At 64.7% G+C, this 15,648-nt stretch carries 16 protein-coding genes and 1 riboswitch; of the genes, 13 read left to right on the top strand and 3 right to left on the bottom strand.

Going from position 1 to position 15,648, the window contains the following annotated elements:
* Positions 1–3: 3 nt before the first annotated feature.
* Together ISS20_RS11040 and ISS20_RS11035 are read left to right on the top strand one after the other, a co-directional pair.
* The gene (locus ISS20_RS11040; RefSeq protein ID WP_291436531.1) at positions 4–456 is read left to right on the top strand and encodes an RbsD/FucU domain-containing protein; all 453 of its coding nucleotides are present in this window, start codon (positions 4–6) and stop codon (positions 454–456) included.
* A gap of 13 nt (positions 457–469) precedes the next feature.
* On the top strand, positions 470–1,711 hold the full coding sequence (locus tag ISS20_RS11035) for an ROK family transcriptional regulator (protein WP_291436529.1): 1,242 nt from the start codon (positions 470–472) through the stop codon (positions 1,709–1,711).
* 190 nt (positions 1,712–1,901) lie between these two features.
* On the opposite strand, the gene ISS20_RS11030 is transcribed toward ISS20_RS11035, so the two are convergent.
* Together ISS20_RS11030 and ISS20_RS11025 are read right to left on the bottom strand one after the other, a co-directional pair.
* A complete protein-coding gene (locus tag ISS20_RS11030) occupies positions 1,902–2,711 on the bottom strand; it encodes an HAD family hydrolase (RefSeq protein WP_291436527.1) in 810 nt (269 codons plus the stop codon).
* A gap of 6 nt (positions 2,712–2,717) precedes the next feature.
* On the bottom strand, positions 2,718–4,346 hold the full coding sequence (locus tag ISS20_RS11025; protein WP_291436525.1) for a peptide chain release factor 3: 1,629 nt from the start codon (positions 4,344–4,346) through the stop codon (positions 2,718–2,720).
* Positions 4,347–4,524: 178 nt separating this feature from the next.
* A riboswitch (S-adenosyl-L-homocysteine riboswitch) is annotated at positions 4,525–4,604 on the top strand.
* A gap of 73 nt (positions 4,605–4,677) precedes the next feature.
* Here ISS20_RS11025 and ahcY point away from each other — a divergent pair.
* From ahcY to ISS20_RS11005, 4 genes are all read left to right on the top strand, one after another.
* Positions 4,678–6,111: an adenosylhomocysteinase gene (gene ahcY / locus ISS20_RS11020; protein ID WP_291436524.1), complete on the top strand. Its 1,434-nt coding sequence runs from the start codon at positions 4,678–4,680 to the stop codon at positions 6,109–6,111.
* A 152-nt stretch (positions 6,112–6,263) separates the two neighbouring features.
* Positions 6,264–7,250 carry a TlyA family RNA methyltransferase gene (locus ISS20_RS11015; RefSeq protein ID WP_291436522.1) on the top strand — a complete coding sequence of 329 codons (987 nt, stop codon included), beginning with the start codon at positions 6,264–6,266 and terminating at the stop codon, positions 7,248–7,250.
* On the top strand, positions 7,247–8,098 hold the full coding sequence (gene metF / locus ISS20_RS11010) for a methylenetetrahydrofolate reductase [NAD(P)H] (protein WP_291436520.1): 852 nt from the start codon (positions 7,247–7,249) through the stop codon (positions 8,096–8,098). The genes ISS20_RS11015 and metF overlap by 4 nt, the downstream gene beginning before the upstream one ends.
* The gene (locus tag ISS20_RS11005) at positions 8,098–8,658 is read left to right on the top strand and encodes a septal ring lytic transglycosylase RlpA family protein (protein ID WP_291436519.1); all 561 of its coding nucleotides are present in this window, start codon (positions 8,098–8,100) and stop codon (positions 8,656–8,658) included. The genes metF and ISS20_RS11005 overlap by 1 nt, the downstream gene beginning before the upstream one ends.
* 24 nt (positions 8,659–8,682) lie before the next feature.
* Here the strand turns inward: ISS20_RS11005 and rlmJ are convergent, their stop codons facing one another.
* Positions 8,683–9,570, bottom strand: coding sequence for a 23S rRNA (adenine(2030)-N(6))-methyltransferase RlmJ (rlmJ, locus tag ISS20_RS11000; protein ID WP_291436518.1), 888 nt, complete (start codon positions 9,568–9,570; stop codon positions 8,683–8,685).
* Positions 9,571–9,819: 249 nt separating this feature from the next.
* On the opposite strand from rlmJ, the gene ISS20_RS10995 reads away from it, so the two are divergent.
* The 7 genes from ISS20_RS10995 to ISS20_RS10965 form a co-directional block, all read left to right on the top strand.
* Positions 9,820–11,787 (top strand): serine/threonine-protein kinase, encoded by a 1,968-nt coding sequence (locus tag ISS20_RS10995; RefSeq protein ID WP_291436517.1) that lies wholly within the window; start codon positions 9,820–9,822, stop codon positions 11,785–11,787.
* A gap of 191 nt (positions 11,788–11,978) precedes the next feature.
* Positions 11,979–12,410 carry a 50S ribosomal protein L13 gene (gene rplM, locus ISS20_RS10990; RefSeq protein WP_015015720.1) on the top strand — a complete coding sequence of 144 codons (432 nt, stop codon included), beginning with the start codon at positions 11,979–11,981 and terminating at the stop codon, positions 12,408–12,410.
* A gap of 11 nt (positions 12,411–12,421) precedes the next feature.
* Positions 12,422–12,814, top strand: a complete 393-nt coding sequence (gene rpsI / locus ISS20_RS10985; RefSeq protein ID WP_005798582.1) for a 30S ribosomal protein S9 — start codon at positions 12,422–12,424, stop codon at positions 12,812–12,814.
* 157 nt (positions 12,815–12,971) lie between these two features.
* Positions 12,972–13,682 carry a DUF6776 family protein gene (locus ISS20_RS10980; protein ID WP_291436516.1) on the top strand — a complete coding sequence of 237 codons (711 nt, stop codon included), beginning with the start codon at positions 12,972–12,974 and terminating at the stop codon, positions 13,680–13,682.
* A gap of 154 nt (positions 13,683–13,836) precedes the next feature.
* Positions 13,837–14,235, top strand: coding sequence for a polymer-forming cytoskeletal protein (locus tag ISS20_RS10975; protein WP_056057955.1), 399 nt, complete (start codon positions 13,837–13,839; stop codon positions 14,233–14,235).
* Positions 14,236–14,295: 60 nt separating this feature from the next.
* Positions 14,296–14,661, top strand: coding sequence for an iron-sulfur cluster insertion protein ErpA (gene erpA, locus ISS20_RS10970; RefSeq protein WP_008907234.1), 366 nt, complete (start codon positions 14,296–14,298; stop codon positions 14,659–14,661).
* A 104-nt stretch (positions 14,662–14,765) separates the two neighbouring features.
* Positions 14,766–15,648: MFS transporter (locus ISS20_RS10965; protein ID WP_291436513.1), on the top strand; the 883-nt coding region annotated here is incomplete at its 3' end.

The raw sequence follows: 15,648 nt of genomic DNA, 5'->3' as shown, positions 1-15,648 counted from the left end.
GCCATGCTCAAGAACATTGACCCTCTGCTGACCCCCGACCTGCTCAAGGTGCTGGCCGAGATGGGCCACGACGACGCCATCGTGCTGGCCGACGCCAACTTCACCGCCATGAGCCTGGGCGCGAGCAAGCCCGTGCTGCGCCTGCCCGGCATTGGCATGGCGCGCGCTGTGCAGGCCGTGGCCAGCGTGCTGCCGCTGGCGCAAGATGTGTCGCACCCCGTGGCTTACATGCAGGTGGGTGGCACCGAGGTGCCGTACCGCTCAGCCCTGCAGCGCGAAACCATGGACGTGCTGGCGCGCGAGGGCGTGGCCAGTGAGCAGGCCGAAGGCGTGGAGCGTTTTGCGTTCTACGAGCGCGTCAAGAAGGCCTATGCCATCGTGGTCACTGGCGAGCTGCAGCCCTGGGGCAACTTCCTGCTGCGCAAGGGCGTCATCGGCGACACTCTGAACGCCTGACCGCTTCATCACCATGCTGGACACCGACGCATCTCCACCCGCCGTTGACAACACCGCCGCCAGCCCCGCGCTGCTGCGCCAGCGTGGCTCCAACCACGTGGGGCTGCGCCAGTTCAACGAGCGCGTGGTGCTGCAGGCGCTGCGCACCCACGGCAGCCTGGCCAAGGCCGAGATGGCGCGGGTCACGGGCCTGACGGCGCAGACCATCGGCCTGATTACCGCCCGGCTCGACGAAGACCAGTTGCTGCGCCGCGAAGCGCCCGTGCGCGGCCGTGTGGGCCAGCCTTCGGTGCCGATTGGCCTGAACCCCGACGGCGCCTTTGCCATCGGCATCAAGATCGGCCGCCGCAGCGCCGACTGGCTGCTGGTGGACTTCACCGGCCATGTGCGCGAGCGCATCGTGCTCGACTACGCCTTCCCTGACATCGACGTGCTGCTGCCCGCCATCCGCACGCACCTCAACCAACTGCTCGACGGCCTGGGCCCGTTGCGCTCGCGCGTGGTGGGTGTGGGCGTGGCCGCGCCGTTCCAGCTCGGCGGCTGGCACCGCATGCTGGGGCTGACCGAGGCGCAGTCCGAAGCCTGGAACAACATCGACCTGGCCGAGCAGGTGCAGCAGATGACCGAGTTGCCCGTGAGTTTTGCCAAGGACACCTCCGCCGCCTGCGTGGCCGAGCTGCTGCAGGGGCGCGGGCGCGACATCCCGAGTTTTCTGTACCTGTTCATGGACACCTTTGTGGGCGGCGGGCTGGTCATCAATTCGCACCTGCACCGGGGCCTGCATGGCAACGCGGGCGCCGTGGCCTCGCTGCCGCTGTCACCCGCCCAGCCGGGCCTGCCCCCTGCTCAGCTCATCAGCCAGGCCTCGCTGTGGGAGCTGGAGCAGCGCTTTCGCGAACATGGCCTGGACCCCATGGCCGCCTACGACAAACGTGTGCTGCAGGCCCCGTGGCTGGAACACAGCCGGGGCTGGATTGCGCGCGCTGCGGCCGGCCTGGCGCACTGCATCGTCTCGGCCACGGCGTTTTTGGACCTGGATGCCGTGGTGGTCGATGGCGCCGCAGCCCCTGAGCTGCTGCAGGCCCTGTGCGAAGGCGCCCGCCACGCGCTGGCCGACTACAACTGGGAAGGCCTGCACCAGCCCCCCCGGCTGGAGCTGGGCACCATGGGCTCGGACGCCCGCGCGCTGGGCGGAGCGCTGCTGCCGCTGCATGCGTGTTTTGCGCCAGATACCGATATCTTCCTCAAGGCTTGATGGCATTGCTATTAAAATAATAGCTGCCACGGCATATTCCACTAGCGCAAGCGGGCGTTTCTTGTCAAAACTGCTTTCTGGCGGTCTTGCGTGCACTGTGCCGTCCCGGGGGCGCTGGCCCCGTTGCGTGAACCAGCCAGGGGCTGTGGCGACTGCGCCCTGTTGCTTGCTGCGCTTGCTTCGCTGACGGTTAGCGGCCCGCCAGGATCGCCCGCGCCACTTCGGCAAACCCCGCGCCCCGTTCGCCCTGCGTCACATAGCGTGGCAGGTGCTTGAGCTGCGGCACAAACCGCGCGATGTTGGCCACGCCCACGCTGTGGGTGAAGTGCTGGAACATCGCCTGGTCATTGCCCGAGTCGCCCACAAACACCCAGCGGTCTAGCTCCTGCGCAAGGTCGCGGCCCATCAGCTCGCGCACGATCCAGTTGGCACCCTGCCATTTATTGAAGTCCCCAAAGCAGCCATGGATGTGGATGCTGCTCACCGTGGTCTGCATGCCAGCGCGCTGCAGCACAGCCAGCACCTGCTCCACGGTGTCGGGCGCGTGCCGGTCGAACTCTGCGTAGTCAAAGGCCAGGTCCGTCTCACGCCCGGCGCTGTCGCGGCTCAGGGCGACGCCTGGCACTTCCGCAGCGACCTGGGCGGCGATCTCACGCATGCGCGCCTGGTTGGCATTGCGCGTGGCGGCGTCTTGCTGGTAGCGCTTGACCAGCGTTGGTTGAGCGCCAGAGCTGCGGGTAAATGCCACGGCACCGTTCTCTGCCACCATGGCATCGACAGGCCAGGTCGAACCGGCAGGCCCCGCCATGAAAGGCTCGCACCAACCAATCGGCCGCCCGGTGATGGGAATGACCACCAGGCCCGCCGCCTTCAGGTCAGCCAGCGCCTGCAGTGCGTCGGGCGTGATGGCGCCCTCGGTGGTGAGGGTGTCGTCGATGTCGGTGAATACGCCTACCAGGTCGCGGCGAGCTCCCAGCGGCCAAAAATCTAAAGGCTGCATGCGGGCTCAACCCGCCTTCTGCAACGCTAACCCCGCATGCTCCCGCAGCGGATGGAAGTGGATCTTCGGGAACCGCTCTTGCGCCAGCCGCACGTCATACGGGCTGGTGCACAGGTACGCCAGCGTGTCTGCCGCGTCGTGCGCCAGGCGCAGCGGGTAGGCGTCGGTGAACGCACGCAGGTCGGCCGGGGTATCTGCAGTGATCCAGCGTGCGCCGGTGTACTGGCAGCCTTCCAGGCGCACGTCGGCGTCGTATTCGGCCTTCAGGCGGTGCTGCACCACTTCAAACTGCAGTTGGCCCACGGCACCCAGCAGCATGTTTCCGCCTGCATCGGGCTTGAAGACCTGGATCGCACCTTCTTCGCCCAGCTGGGCAAGGCCTTGCTGAAGCTGTTTGGTGCGCAGCGGGTTCTTGAGCACCACGGTCATGAACATTTCGGGCGCGAAGAAGGGGAGGCCGGTGAACTGCAGGTTGGCGCCGTCGGTGATGGTGTCACCCAGCTGCACGCCGCCATGGGTGGTAAAGCCGATGATGTCGCCTGCGTAGGCTTCTTCCACAGCCTCGCGGCGCTGTGACATGAAGGTCACCACGCTGGTGGGGCGCAACTCCTTGGCAGTGCGTTGCACCTTGAGCTTCATGCCCGGCGTGTATTTGCCCGAAGCCACACGCACGAAGGCGATGCGGTCGCGGTGGTTGGCATCCATGTTGGCCTGAACCTTGAACACCACGCCGGCAAAGCCTTCGTCCTCGGGCTGGATGGTTTTGACCACTGGCTGCTTGTTGACTTCGAGTGTGCTCACGCGTGGGCCGGGCGGCGGGGCCATGTCTACCAGTGCGTCCAGCACCTCCATCACCCCGAAGTTGTTCACACCAGAGCCAAAGAACACGGGGGTCAGCTTGCCAGCCAGGAAGGCTTCGTGGTCCCAGGCGGGCGATGCGCCCACGGCCAGTTCCATGCTTTCGAGCGCAGCGTCAAACTCGGCGCCGAAGCGCGCGCGCAGTGTGGCTTCGTCGGACAGGGGAATCGCTTCAAAGTCCTGTGGGCGGCGTTCGCTGCCGGACTCGAACACCGTCATGGTCTTGGTGCGCAGGTTGATGATGCCGCCAAAGCTCTTGCCCTGGCCCACGGGCCAGGTCATGGGGCAGCAGGGCATGCCCAGCTCGCGCTCCACTTCGTCCATGATGTCTAGCGGGTCGCGCACTTCGCGGTCCATCTTGTTCACGAACGTGATGATGGGTGTATCGCGCTGGCGGCAGACCTCAATCAGGCGGCGCGTCTGCGCTTCCACACCGTTGGCCGCGTCGATCACCATCAGGGCCGAGTCCACGGCGGTGAGCACGCGGTAGGTGTCTTCCGAGAAGTCCTTGTGGCCGGGCGTGTCGAGCAGATTGATCACATGCTCGCGGTACAGCATCTGCATGACCGATGACGCCACCGAGATACCGCGCTGCTTTTCAATCTCCATCCAGTCGGACGTGGCATGGCGGCTGGCCTTGCGGCCCTTGACGGCTCCTGCGATCTGGATGGCGCCCGAGAACAGCAGCAGCTTTTCCGTCAGCGTCGTTTTACCGGCGTCGGGGTGGGAAATGATGGCGAAGGTGCGGCGGCGCCGGGTTTCTGGGGCGTAGGACACAGGGGTTCCTGAATGGGATGGAGCAGGGCAGCGTGCCCTGCACAAGAATCTTGGGGCCGGGGCCTGCGGGGAGGCTACGAGGTCGGCAAACGCGGGATTTTACTGTTCCGTGCAAGGCCAGGGGGATGGAATCAACCGGTGGCGTAGCGCCGGGCGGGCACTTGCTTTTATAATCCGGCGATCCGAGGAGCGTTGCAGCGTCCCCAGCGCAGGCGGGGCGTGAGGCTCGGAGTCATCTAGCAACGACGCTCATCCACTTCGCGTGCGGTGAGTCGTATCGACCGTCCCCTTCGCGCAGTGGCTTTTCAAACATGCTTTGGAGCACACCATCATGAACGCACGCGTCAACGCCCCGGTCAACACCGACTGCATCATCTCCGACATCGGTCTGGCCGAATGGGGCCGCAAAGAGATTCGCATCGCCGAAACGGAAATGCCCGGCCTCATGGCCATCCGCGAAGAATTCGCAGCCAAGCAGCCGCTCAAGGGCGCACGCATCACCGGCTCGCTGCACATGACGATCCAGACTGCCGTGCTGATCGAAACCCTGCAGGCGCTGGGTGCACAAGTGCGCTGGGCCTCGTGCAACATCTTCTCCACACAAGACCACGCTGCGGCTGCGATTGCTGCCGCTGGCACGCCCGTGTTCGCCGTCAAGGGTGAAACCCTGGCCGATTACTGGGACTACACCCACCGCATCTTTGATTTTGGCGCCGCCGGCACTGAAGGCGAAGGCCCCAACATGATCCTGGACGACGGCGGCGACGCCACGCTGCTCATGCATCTGGGCAAGCGCGCCGAAAAAGACGCCTCGCTGATCGCCAACCCCACCAGCGAAGAAGAAACCTGCCTGTTCAACGCCATCAAGGCCAAGCTGGCCGTGGACCCGACCTGGTACAGCCGCAAGAGCGCCCACATCATCGGCGTGACCGAAGAAACCACCACCGGCGTGCTGCGCCTGAACGAAATGGCCGCCAAGGGCAGCCTGATGTTCCGCGCCATCAACGTGAACGACTCGGTGACCAAGAGCAAATTCGACAACCTGTACGGTTGCCGCGAATCGCTGGTGGACTCCATCAAGCGCGCCACCGACGTGATGATCGCCGGCAAGGTGGCCTGCGTGGCTGGCTATGGCGATGTGGGCAAGGGCTCGGCCCAAGCCCTGCGCGCGCTGAGCGCTCAGGTATGGGTGACTGAGATCGACCCTATCAACGCCCTGCAGGCCGCGATGGAAGGCTACAAGGTTGTGACCATGGAATACGCCGCCGACAAGTGCGACATTTTCGTGTCGGCCACCGGCAACAAGAACGTGATCCGCTACGAGCACATGGCCGCCATGAAGGATGAAGCGATCGTCTGCAACATCGGCCACTTTGACAACGAGATCGATGTGGCGTCGCTGGAGAAGCTTCAGTGGGACGAGATCAAGCCCCAGGTCGACCATGTCATCTTCCCCGACGGCAAGAAGATCACGCTGCTGGCCAAGGGCCGCTTGGTGAACCTGGGTTGCGCCACTGGCCACCCCAGCTTCGTGATGAGTTCCAGTTTCGCCAACCAGACCATCGCGCAGATCGAGCTGTTCACCAAGCAGGACGAGTACCAGGCCGGCAAGGTCTATGTGCTGCCCAAGCACCTCGATGAGAAAGTGGCGCGCCTGCACCTCAAGAAGGTGGGCGCCATGCTGACCGAACTCACCGACGAGCAGGCCGCCTACATTGGCGTGTCCAAGCAAGGCCCCTACAAGGCCAATACCTACCGCTATTGAGCCAACCCGCGCCTTCGCCCCCGTGTGGGGGGCGGTCGTCGCGGCCCTGTGCGCTCATGCGGTGCAGGGTTCGAATGCTCTTATTTTTGTAGCTGCTAGCGCATAGTTCACTAGCGCTATCGGCTCATTGGACTCAAAAAAGGATGGGCGCGATGCGCGCAGATGTATTTTTGGTGGAGCGTGGCCACGCTGCCACGCGCTCGCAGGCGCAGCGCCTGATTGCCTCGGGCGTGCAGTGGCGCCTGTCGCCGCTGGCGCCCTGGCAGAAGGTGGTGAAGAACGGCGACGACATTCCGTCAGTGGCCGAGGTGCAGCTGCTGGACGATGCAGAAGCCAAGTACATCTCGCGCGGCGGGCTCAAGCTGGAAGGTGCGCTCAAGGCGCTGGGCCTGTCGGTGGCTGGCCTGCGGTGCCTGGATGTCGGGCAGAGCACAGGCGGCTTTACCGACTGCCTGCTGCAGCAGGGCGCTGCCCAAGTGATTGGGGTGGATGTGGGCCACGCCCAGTTGCACGACCGGCTGCGCAGCGATCTGCGTGTGGTGTGTGTGGAAGGCGTCAATGCCCGCTCGCTCACGCCCGATGCGTTGGTGCAGGCTTGTGAGATGGCCTTGTCCGAAGTCATCGTGCCCGAAGAAGACAACGAGACCCAACCCGAGGCCCCCTACAGCTGGATGCGCAACGGCGGTTTGGTGGACGAGGCGTACGACGACAGCGACGACGCCAAGGACCAGGACATCGAGGCCTTCAAGTCTGAGCGCGCGCAGCGCGCCCAGGGCACGCTGCCGGTGGAGCGCCGCCGTCGGCCCGAATGCGCCGATGTGGACATCACCCCCAGTTTTGCGCTGGTGACCGGCGACCTGTCGTTCATTTCGCTCACCCTGGTGCTGCCTGCGTTGGTGCCGTTGCTGGCGCCCCAGAGCGACCTGGTCATGCTGGTCAAGCCGCAGTTCGAGCTGCAACCCGGGCAGGTGGGCAAGGGCGGTATCGTGCGCGACGAGTCCTTGTATGTGGTGGTGGAGCAGCGCATCCGCGATTGCTGCGCCACGTTGGGCCTGGAGGTGTTTGCGTGGATCGACAGCCCCATCCAGGGCGGCGATGGCAACCGAGAATTTTTTGTACACGCAAGGAGAGCCGCATGAATGCAGCCCACGCGCAAGGCACCGGGTTCCCGGTGAGTTTCGAGTTTTTTCCGCCCAAGACGCCTGAAGGGGCAGACAAGCTGCGCGTGGCGCGCCAGCAGCTGTATGCCCTGCACCCCGACTTCTGCTCGGTGACCTATGGCGCAGGGGGCTCCACACAGGAAGGCACCTTCGGCACGGTGCGTGAGATCCTGTCCGAAGGCGTGGGGGCCGCCTCGCACTTTTCGTGCATCGGGGCCACGCGCCAGTCGGTGCGCGAGCAGCTGGCAACACTCAAGGCCATGGGCGTCAAGCGCCTGGTGGCACTGCGCGGCGACCTGCCTAGCGGCTATGGCGCGGGTGGCGAGTTCCAGTACGCCAGCGATCTGGTGGCCTTCATTCGCGCCGAAACGGGCCGTGATTTCCATATTGAAGTGGCGGCATACCCCGAGGTGCACCCCCAGGCCAGGTCGCCCGAGGCGGACCTGCAGGCCTACGTGACCAAGGTGCGTGCGGGCGCGGACTCCGCGATCACCCAGTACTTCTACAACAGCGACGCGTATTTCCGCTTCGTCGAAGACGCCCACCAGCTGGGCGCCGACGTGCCGGTGGTGCCGGGCATCATGCCGATCTCCAGCTCCACGCAGCTGATGCGGTTCTCGGACGCCTGCGGTGCCGAGATTCCACGCTGGATCCGTCTGCGCCTGCAGTCGTTTGGGGACGACACGGCCAGCATCAAGGCGTTTGGCCTGGATGTTGTGACCGACCTGTGCGACCAGTTGCGCACGGCCGGCGTGCCCGCGCTGCACTTCTACACAATGAACCAAAGCGCCGCGACGCTGGAGATCTGTCGCCGGCTGGGGATCTGATGGCGGGGGGCACACAGCCTCCCGGGGCCCATCGCGGCGCTGCCCTGCGGGTGCTGCTGCGGCGAGCGGTGGGTCTGTGGCTGCTGTGCAGCGCTTGCACCGCTGTTCAGGCCCAGGGGTTGCAGGCAGAGCCGGATGCGCTGGCCCCCAACCTTTTGTCCGTGCCGGGTGAGGCCATGCTGATCGATCCCCCGGTCAAACCTGAGCCCACCGCCGCCGACGGGGCACCCCTCGGACTGCCTGCCGACGAGGTGGGCCTGGCTTCGTGGTACGGGGCGCAGTTCCACCGGCGGCGAACTGCCAGCGGGGAGCTGTTTGACATGCGGGCGCTCACGGCCGCTCACCCTACGCTGCCCTTTGGATCGCGTGTGTGTGTGCGCAGCCAGGCCACGGGGCGCACGGTGATCGTGCGCATCAACGACCGCGGTCCACACACCCGCAACCGGGTGATCGACCTGAGCCGGGGTGCTGCCGAGGCACTGGGCATGGTCGGCCTGGGGCTCAAGCCGGTGGAGTTGTTTGCCCTTCAGGAAGACGACAAGGACTGCCCGGCGCCGTGACGCCAGGCGGGGCCTCATGGCCGCTCAGCCGCCCGATTCGAGTGTGTGGGTGGCGTGTTTGTCTTGCGCCAGCAGCTCTGCCATCTGGGGCAGGGCGTCTTTGAGTGCAGCCTTCAGGGTGTAGGGCGGGTTGATCAGGAACATGCCGCTCGCCGGCAGGCCGGGGCGCTTGGTGTCGCCAGCGGCGTTCTCGGTGATCTTGCTGGACTTGACCGTGAGCGTGGCGTGCAGCCAGCCTTTGCCTGCCTTGGTGGTCAGCGTTTTCAGGCGGCGGGGCAGATCATGGGCTTCGGGGCGAGGAATGATGGGGTACCAGAATGCATAGGTGCCCGTGGCAAAGCGCTTGAGGGAGTCGGCCGCCATGTCGAGCACCTTGGCATAGTCGCTCTTGATTTCATAGCTGGGATCGCACAGCACCAGGGCTCGCCGGGCAGGTGGGGGCAAAAACTTCTTGATGCCCTCAAAGCCGTCTTCGTGCAGCACCGCCACCTGGCGGCCAGCCTCCAGCTGGGCCACGTTGCCGGCCAGCGCGCGCAGGTCGGTGGGGTGCAGCTCGAACAGCTTGAGTTTGTCGTGGTCGCGCAGCATGCGCTGGGTGATGAAGGGCGAGCCGGGGTATACGCGCAGTGCCTTGCCCTGGTTGAAGGCGCCCACCATGTCCACGTAGGCCTGCAGGGCCGGGGTGAGGGCGGGCGTGGTCGGTGCAAACAGCCGGGCTACGCCGTCGGCAGCTTCGCCACTGGTGCTGGCATAGTCTCCGTCCAGCCGGTACAGGCCTGCGCCCGCATGGGTGTCCAGCACGGTCAGCGCCGCGTCTTTCTCGGTAAGGTGTTGCAAGGCGGCAATCAGGACCGTGTGCTTGAGCACATCGGCATGGTTGCCTGCGTGGAAGGCGTGGCGATAACTGAACATGGCCCAATGGTAACGAGTGTGGTCTGGGAGGGGGGAGCGTCCATGTCAGTGCGCGGCACAATTGGGGGCTGCGTGGCGGCTGTGTACGTGATGTTTTTGGCAGACACGCCGCACTTTGTTAGCCATTTGTTGCCAAATTCGGGGCGGCCATGCTTCATGATCGCGCCTGCGGCGGGGCCAGCGTTTCGCCGCCGCCCTCATTGATTTGCTTTTGATTTTGAAATTGCCAGCACGCCCCGTCCTCTGACCATGACCGCAAGCTCCAGCACAGCCCCCGCCAGTGGTGTCAGCCATATTGATGCGCTGCCCCCTGGCACCCGCCTGGCGGAGTTCGAGATCCTGGCGTTGCTGGGGGTGGGCGGTTTTGGCATGGTCTACAAGGCGTTTGACCATTCCCTGCACCGGGCGGTGGCCATCAAGGAGTACATGCCCTCGGCGCTGGCCGGACGCTCGCAGGGGCAGTCGCTCTGGGTACGGTCCTCGTCCGACCAGCAGACCTTCCAGGCCGGGCTGGTCTCTTTTGTGGGCGAGGCCCGTCTGCTGGCGCAGTTTGACCACCCCTCTCTAGTCAAGGTGTTCCGCTTCTGGGAGGCCAACAACACGGCCTACATGGTCATGCCGCTGTACTCGGGCATGACGTTCAAGCAAGCCCGGGCCCAGATGCGCACCCCCCCACCCGAGGCTTGGCTGCGCAAGCTGCTGTGGTCGGTGCTGGACGCGCTGCGCGTGCTGCACGACGGCAACACGCTGCACCGCGACATTTCGCCGGACAACATCTTCCTGCAGGACAACGGCCCGCCGGTGCTGCTGGACCTGGGCGCAGCCCGGCACGCCATCAACGACCAGGACCGCAAGCACACGGCAGTGCTCAAGGTGAACTACGCACCCATCGAGCAGTATTCCGACGGCGACGAGGAACTGCGCCAGGGCCCGTGGAGCGACCTGTACTCGCTGGCGGCGGTCATGCACGGCTGTCTGGCCAACGACACGCCCTTGCCCGCCACGCTGCGTTCCATCCGCGACCGCATGGTGTCGTTCTCCCGCATCGCCAAAACCGTCAAGCGGCAGTTTGGCGTGGAGTATTCAGCGCCTTTTGTCGCGGCGATTGCTCAGTCCCTGGCCCTGCGGCCCGAAGACCGCCCGCAGAGCATTGATGCCTTCCTACAGACCATGGAGATGACCTCGGCGCCGGACGATGTGCAGCACTTCGACTTTCGGGCGGAGCTGGGCGACATCTGGGTGGAACCCGCCGACCAGCCTGGCCCGGGCCTGACCACACCCACCGTGGACGTGACCTCCGCCCCCAAGATCGTGGCAGAGATGCAGGCTCAAGCCCAGCGCGCCGAAGCGGCTGCGGTGGTGGCAGCGCCGGATCCCGGTCGCGCCGTCGATGACTTTGGCGCCGATACGGTCATGCTCGCCGGCCCGGACACGGTGGCGGCCGACGCCGGCGACACGGTGTTCATCGATGCAGGCGACACCGTCGTGGCCGATGACGATTCGCGTTTCGAAGACCTGCCGCACCATCGCTCCCTGGGGGCGTCCGGGCCGCGCGTTGCCGACCGTCGCCCTGCGCCGCTGGAGCGTGATGTGGTGCGCGGCAACGGCAAGCCTTCCAAATCGCCGCGGCGTTCACCCCTGGTTGCAGGCATTGTGGTGGCGGCCCTGGTGGCTGTGATGGCCGGAGCCGGTTGGCGCTGGAGCCAGGGCAGCAAGCCACTCCGCGACGACATCATCACCGAGATGGCCGAGCGGCCTGCGGCAGCGGCTTCTTCAGACTCCGCGTTGGTGGAAGCCAGCGCTCCTGCAGCTGCCGGGGGCGATGCAGTGGTAGTGGTCTCGGATGGCGCTGTGGCGTCCGCCAACGCCGCGTCGACCACTGCGGCCGTGCCCGCTTTTGTGGTCGCCTCTGCGCCCAAGGCTTCCCCCCGGGCCGCCAAGCGCGCAAATGCAGAGCCTGCACCCACCTCTATCGTGGTGCACGAAGAGCCCGTGCCTGCGCCGCCTCCGGTGGTGGCCGAGCCCAAGCCCCGCCCCGCGCCGCCGCCCCGTCTGCCCTCGCCGCTGGAGGTGTGTGCCGACGCCAACTTCCTGGCCCGCCCGATGTGTATTCACCAGGAATGCCAGAAGCCGTCCCAGGCCAATCAAACTGTCTGCGTGGAAAATCGTCGCCGTTACGAGGCCGACGAGCAGCGCCGCCGCCAGACGCCGAACTGACCTTAGCAGGCTGCCTGCGGGCAATTGCTGGGGTGCTATTGCGCTAAAGCATGGCTCTTTCGTATAATGGAAGGCTTCGCAGCGCTTTTGTGGTCCCGCGGCGAAGACTTTTTGCCACCTAAGAGGCTTCCTTCAGAGAAGCACCGACCGTGGAAAAGGACCCGCCAAACCCTCTTTTGAAGAGAAAACTCATGACAACTACTTTCAGCGCAAAGCCCGCTGAGGTCGTGCACGAGTGGTTTGTGATTGACGCGACCAACAAGGTCCTCGGACGAGTAGCCAGCGAAGTTGCTCTCCGTTTGCGCGGCAAACACAAGGCCATTTACACGCCTCACGTCGATACCGGTGACTTCATCGTCGTTATCAACGCAGCCCAACTCAAGGTCACCGGCACCAAGTCCCTGGACAAGGTGTACTACCGTCACTCGGGTTACCCCGGCGGTATCACGGCTACGAACTTCCGCGACATGCAAGCCAAGCACCCCGGCCGCGCGCTGGAAAAGGCTGTCAAGGGCATGCTGCCCAAGGGCCCCCTTGGCTACGCGATGATCAAGAAACTCAAGGTGTACGGTGGTGCAGAGCATCCCCACACCGCCCAGCAGCCCAAAGTGCTGGAAATCTAAGGAGCCTTGAGATGATTGGTGAATGGAACAATGGTACCGGCCGTCGCAAGTCCAGCGTCGCCCGCGTGTTTCTGAAAAAAGGCTCCGGCAAGATCACGGTGAACGGCAAGGACATCCAGTCCTACTTCGGCCGCGAAACCTCGATCATGATTGCTAAGCAACCCCTGGCGTTGACCAACCATGTCGAAACCTTCGACATCCAGATCAACGTGCACGGTGGTGGTGAATCCGGTCAGGCTGGCGCTGCCCGCCACGGTATCACCCGCGCTCTGATCGATTACGACGCATCCCTCAAGCCCGTCCTGAGCCAAGCCGGCTTCGTGACCCGCGATGCACGTGAAGTCGAACGTAAGAAGGTCGGCCTGCACTCTGCACGCCGCGCCAAGCAGTTCTCCAAGCGTTAAGCTGTGGCCCTGCCGGATGTTGCCTTGGGCAGCATCCACTGCAAGGTACTCCCCGCGAGTGCTTTACAGAAAAAAACCGCCTTCGGGCGGTTTTTTCGTTTATGGTGCGCTCTTTTCTTTTTGGGGGGAGTCCTTCCATGGTCCGCCACTCAAGCCTATGCGCTTTCGCCTGCTTCGCCGTCGGTTGACCATCAGTGCCCCCCGGGTGGCCATCCGCAGTGCATTGCCCTGGCCCTTTCGCTGGCTGGCCCTGGCCGTGGTGATGGGTTTCTGCGCTGCCGTGGCGTTGTGGGCTTTCGAGTTCGGCAAATCCATTGCGGGGCTTGATACCGTTTCGCGTGACGAGGTGATCCATATGAAGGCGGAGATCAGCCGCCTGCGCGAAGAGGGCCAGGAGCGCCAGACGGTGGCATTGACCGCCGAGAGCCTGCTGGCTACCGAGCGCGCTGCCAAGGAGAGCCTGATGGCCCAGGTGCGCCAGCTTGAAGCCGACAACCGCACGTTGCGCGAGGACCTGGGTTTCTTTGAAAAGCTGATCCCTGCCGCCAAGACCGATGGGCTAGCCATTCGCGCCTTGCAGGCCGAGGTGCTGGGCGGGATGCAGCTGCGTTGGCAGGTACTGGTGATCCAGGCCGCCCGCAATGCGCCGGAGTTCAACGGGCGGCTGGAGTTGGTGCTGGCGGGCACTCTGGATGGCAAGCCATGGACACAGACCCAGCCGCCCCAGGGCCAGTCGCTGCAGGTCAAGCAGTACCGCCGCGTCGAGGGTGTGCTCGATCTGCCGCCCCAGGCCGTGGTAAAAACCGTGACCGCGCGCGTGCTGGAGGGAACAACCGTCCGCACCAGCCAGACCATGGCCATCGAATAGTGTGATGTTGGTGGTGATGCCCCGGCAAGGTCCCGACGCACTCTCCCTGCTGGCCCGTCACCTGCCGTCTTCCACCACCTGCAGCCGATCTGGCACACATTCCATCCGCAAGCGGGCCTCCCAGTCCGCCTGCTCCTCAAGGAGTCCCCTGACCATGTTCTCGCGTAAAAAGCAGCCGCCCATCAAAAGCCTGGTGGCGCAGGGCACCAAGATCGAAGGCAATGTACATTTTGCTGAGGGTATGCGCATTGATGGTGAGGTGGTCGGCGATATCCGTGCGGCGGCGGATCAGCCCAGCATCCTCGTGATTTCCGAGACGGCGCGGGTCGAGGGAGCGGTACATGCCGACCATGTGATCATCAACGGCCAGGTGCTGGGCCCTGTGCATGCGGGCGAACTGCTGGAGTTGCAGCCCAAGGCGCAGATCACGGGCAATGTGCATTACAAGGCCCTGGAGATGCACCAGGGCGCAGTGATCGCAGGACAATTGATTCCGATGGCCGTGCTGGTGGAGGAAAAGCCCCCACTCAAGTTAGCGTCAAACAGCCAGTGACCTGAATTCCCGAGAGGTTTGCAGTAGTATTCCGTGCAAACCCTGAACCCGGAGTACCCCATGAGCGCAGTTGCCGAAAACATCCAGACCGAAATGCCCGCCCCCATCCTGTTCACGGACAGCGCGGCGGCCAAGGTGGCGGACCTGATTGCCGAAGAAGGCAACCCCGACCTGAAGTTGCGGGTGTTTGTGCAAGGCGGCGGTTGCTCCGGCTTCCAGTACGGCTTCACGTTCGATGAAATCACCAACGAAGACGACACCACGATGACCAAGAATGGCGTGTCGTTGCTCATTGACGCCATGAGCTACCAGTACCTGGTGGGCGCCGAGATCGATTACAAGGAAGACCTGCAAGGCGCGCAGTTCGTGATCAAGAACCCGAACGCCACCACCACCTGCGGCTGCGGCTCCAGCTTCTCGGCCTGAGGGGCGCCGTGACAGGCGCAGCCCTGCTCCCCTGACTGAATCAACCGCCTTCGGGCGGTTTTTTCATGGGGCGCGTTCGTTTCGTTTGAAAAACCCTGCAAACCATGCACCAGGAACCCTCCCAGAAAGTACTGCTGTGGCTGGTGGCCGTCGGCTTCTTCATGCAGACGCTGGACGCTACCATCGTCAACACCGCGCTGCCCGCCATGGCGCAGAGCCTGGGCGAGAGCCCGCTGCGCATGCAGTCGGTGGTTGTTGCGTATTCGCTGGCCATGGCGATGCTGATTCCGGCATCGGGCTGGGTGGCCGACCGGTTTGGTGCGCGCCGGGTGTACTTTCTGGCCATCGTCTTTTTTGTGGCGGGCTCGGTGTTCTGTGCGCTGTCGCACAGCCTGACCCAGCTCGTGGCTTCCCGGGTGCTCCAGGGGCTGGGGGGCGCGCTGCTGCTGCCCGTGGGGCGGCTGGTGGTGTTGCGCACCTTTCCGCGCGAGAAGTTCTTGCAGGCCATGAGTTTTGTGGCCATTCCCGGGCTGATCGGCCCGCTGATCGGTCCCACGCTGGGGGGCTGGCTGGTCGAGGTGGCCTCCTGGCACTGGATCTTCCTGATCAACGTGCCGGTGGGTCTGCTAGGCTGTGTCGCCACCATGCGCTACATGCCCGGGGTACCCGCGCCGACGGTGGCACGGTTTGATCTGGCGGGCTACCTGATGCTCGCCTTTGGCATGGTGGCGCTGTCGCTGGCGCTGGATGGCCTGGCCAGCCTGGGGCTGCGGCAGGCGAGCGTGCTGGTGCTCATGATCTTCGGACTGGCGAGCCTGGTGGCCTACTGGCTGCACGCGGCGCGGCGGCCCGACCCCTTGTTTTCGCCCCGGCTGTTTTCGGTGGACACCTTGCGCATCGGGCTGCTGGGCAACCTGTTTGCGCGGCTGGGCAGCTCGTGCATGCCGTTCCTCATTCCGTTGCTGCTGCAGGTCACCATGGGCTATT

The sequence above is a fragment of the Acidovorax sp. genome, assembly GCF_016783915.1.
Lineage (GTDB): Bacteria > Pseudomonadota > Gammaproteobacteria > Burkholderiales > Burkholderiaceae_C > Acidovorax.
This window is presented reverse-complemented; position numbering and strand designations above follow the sequence as displayed.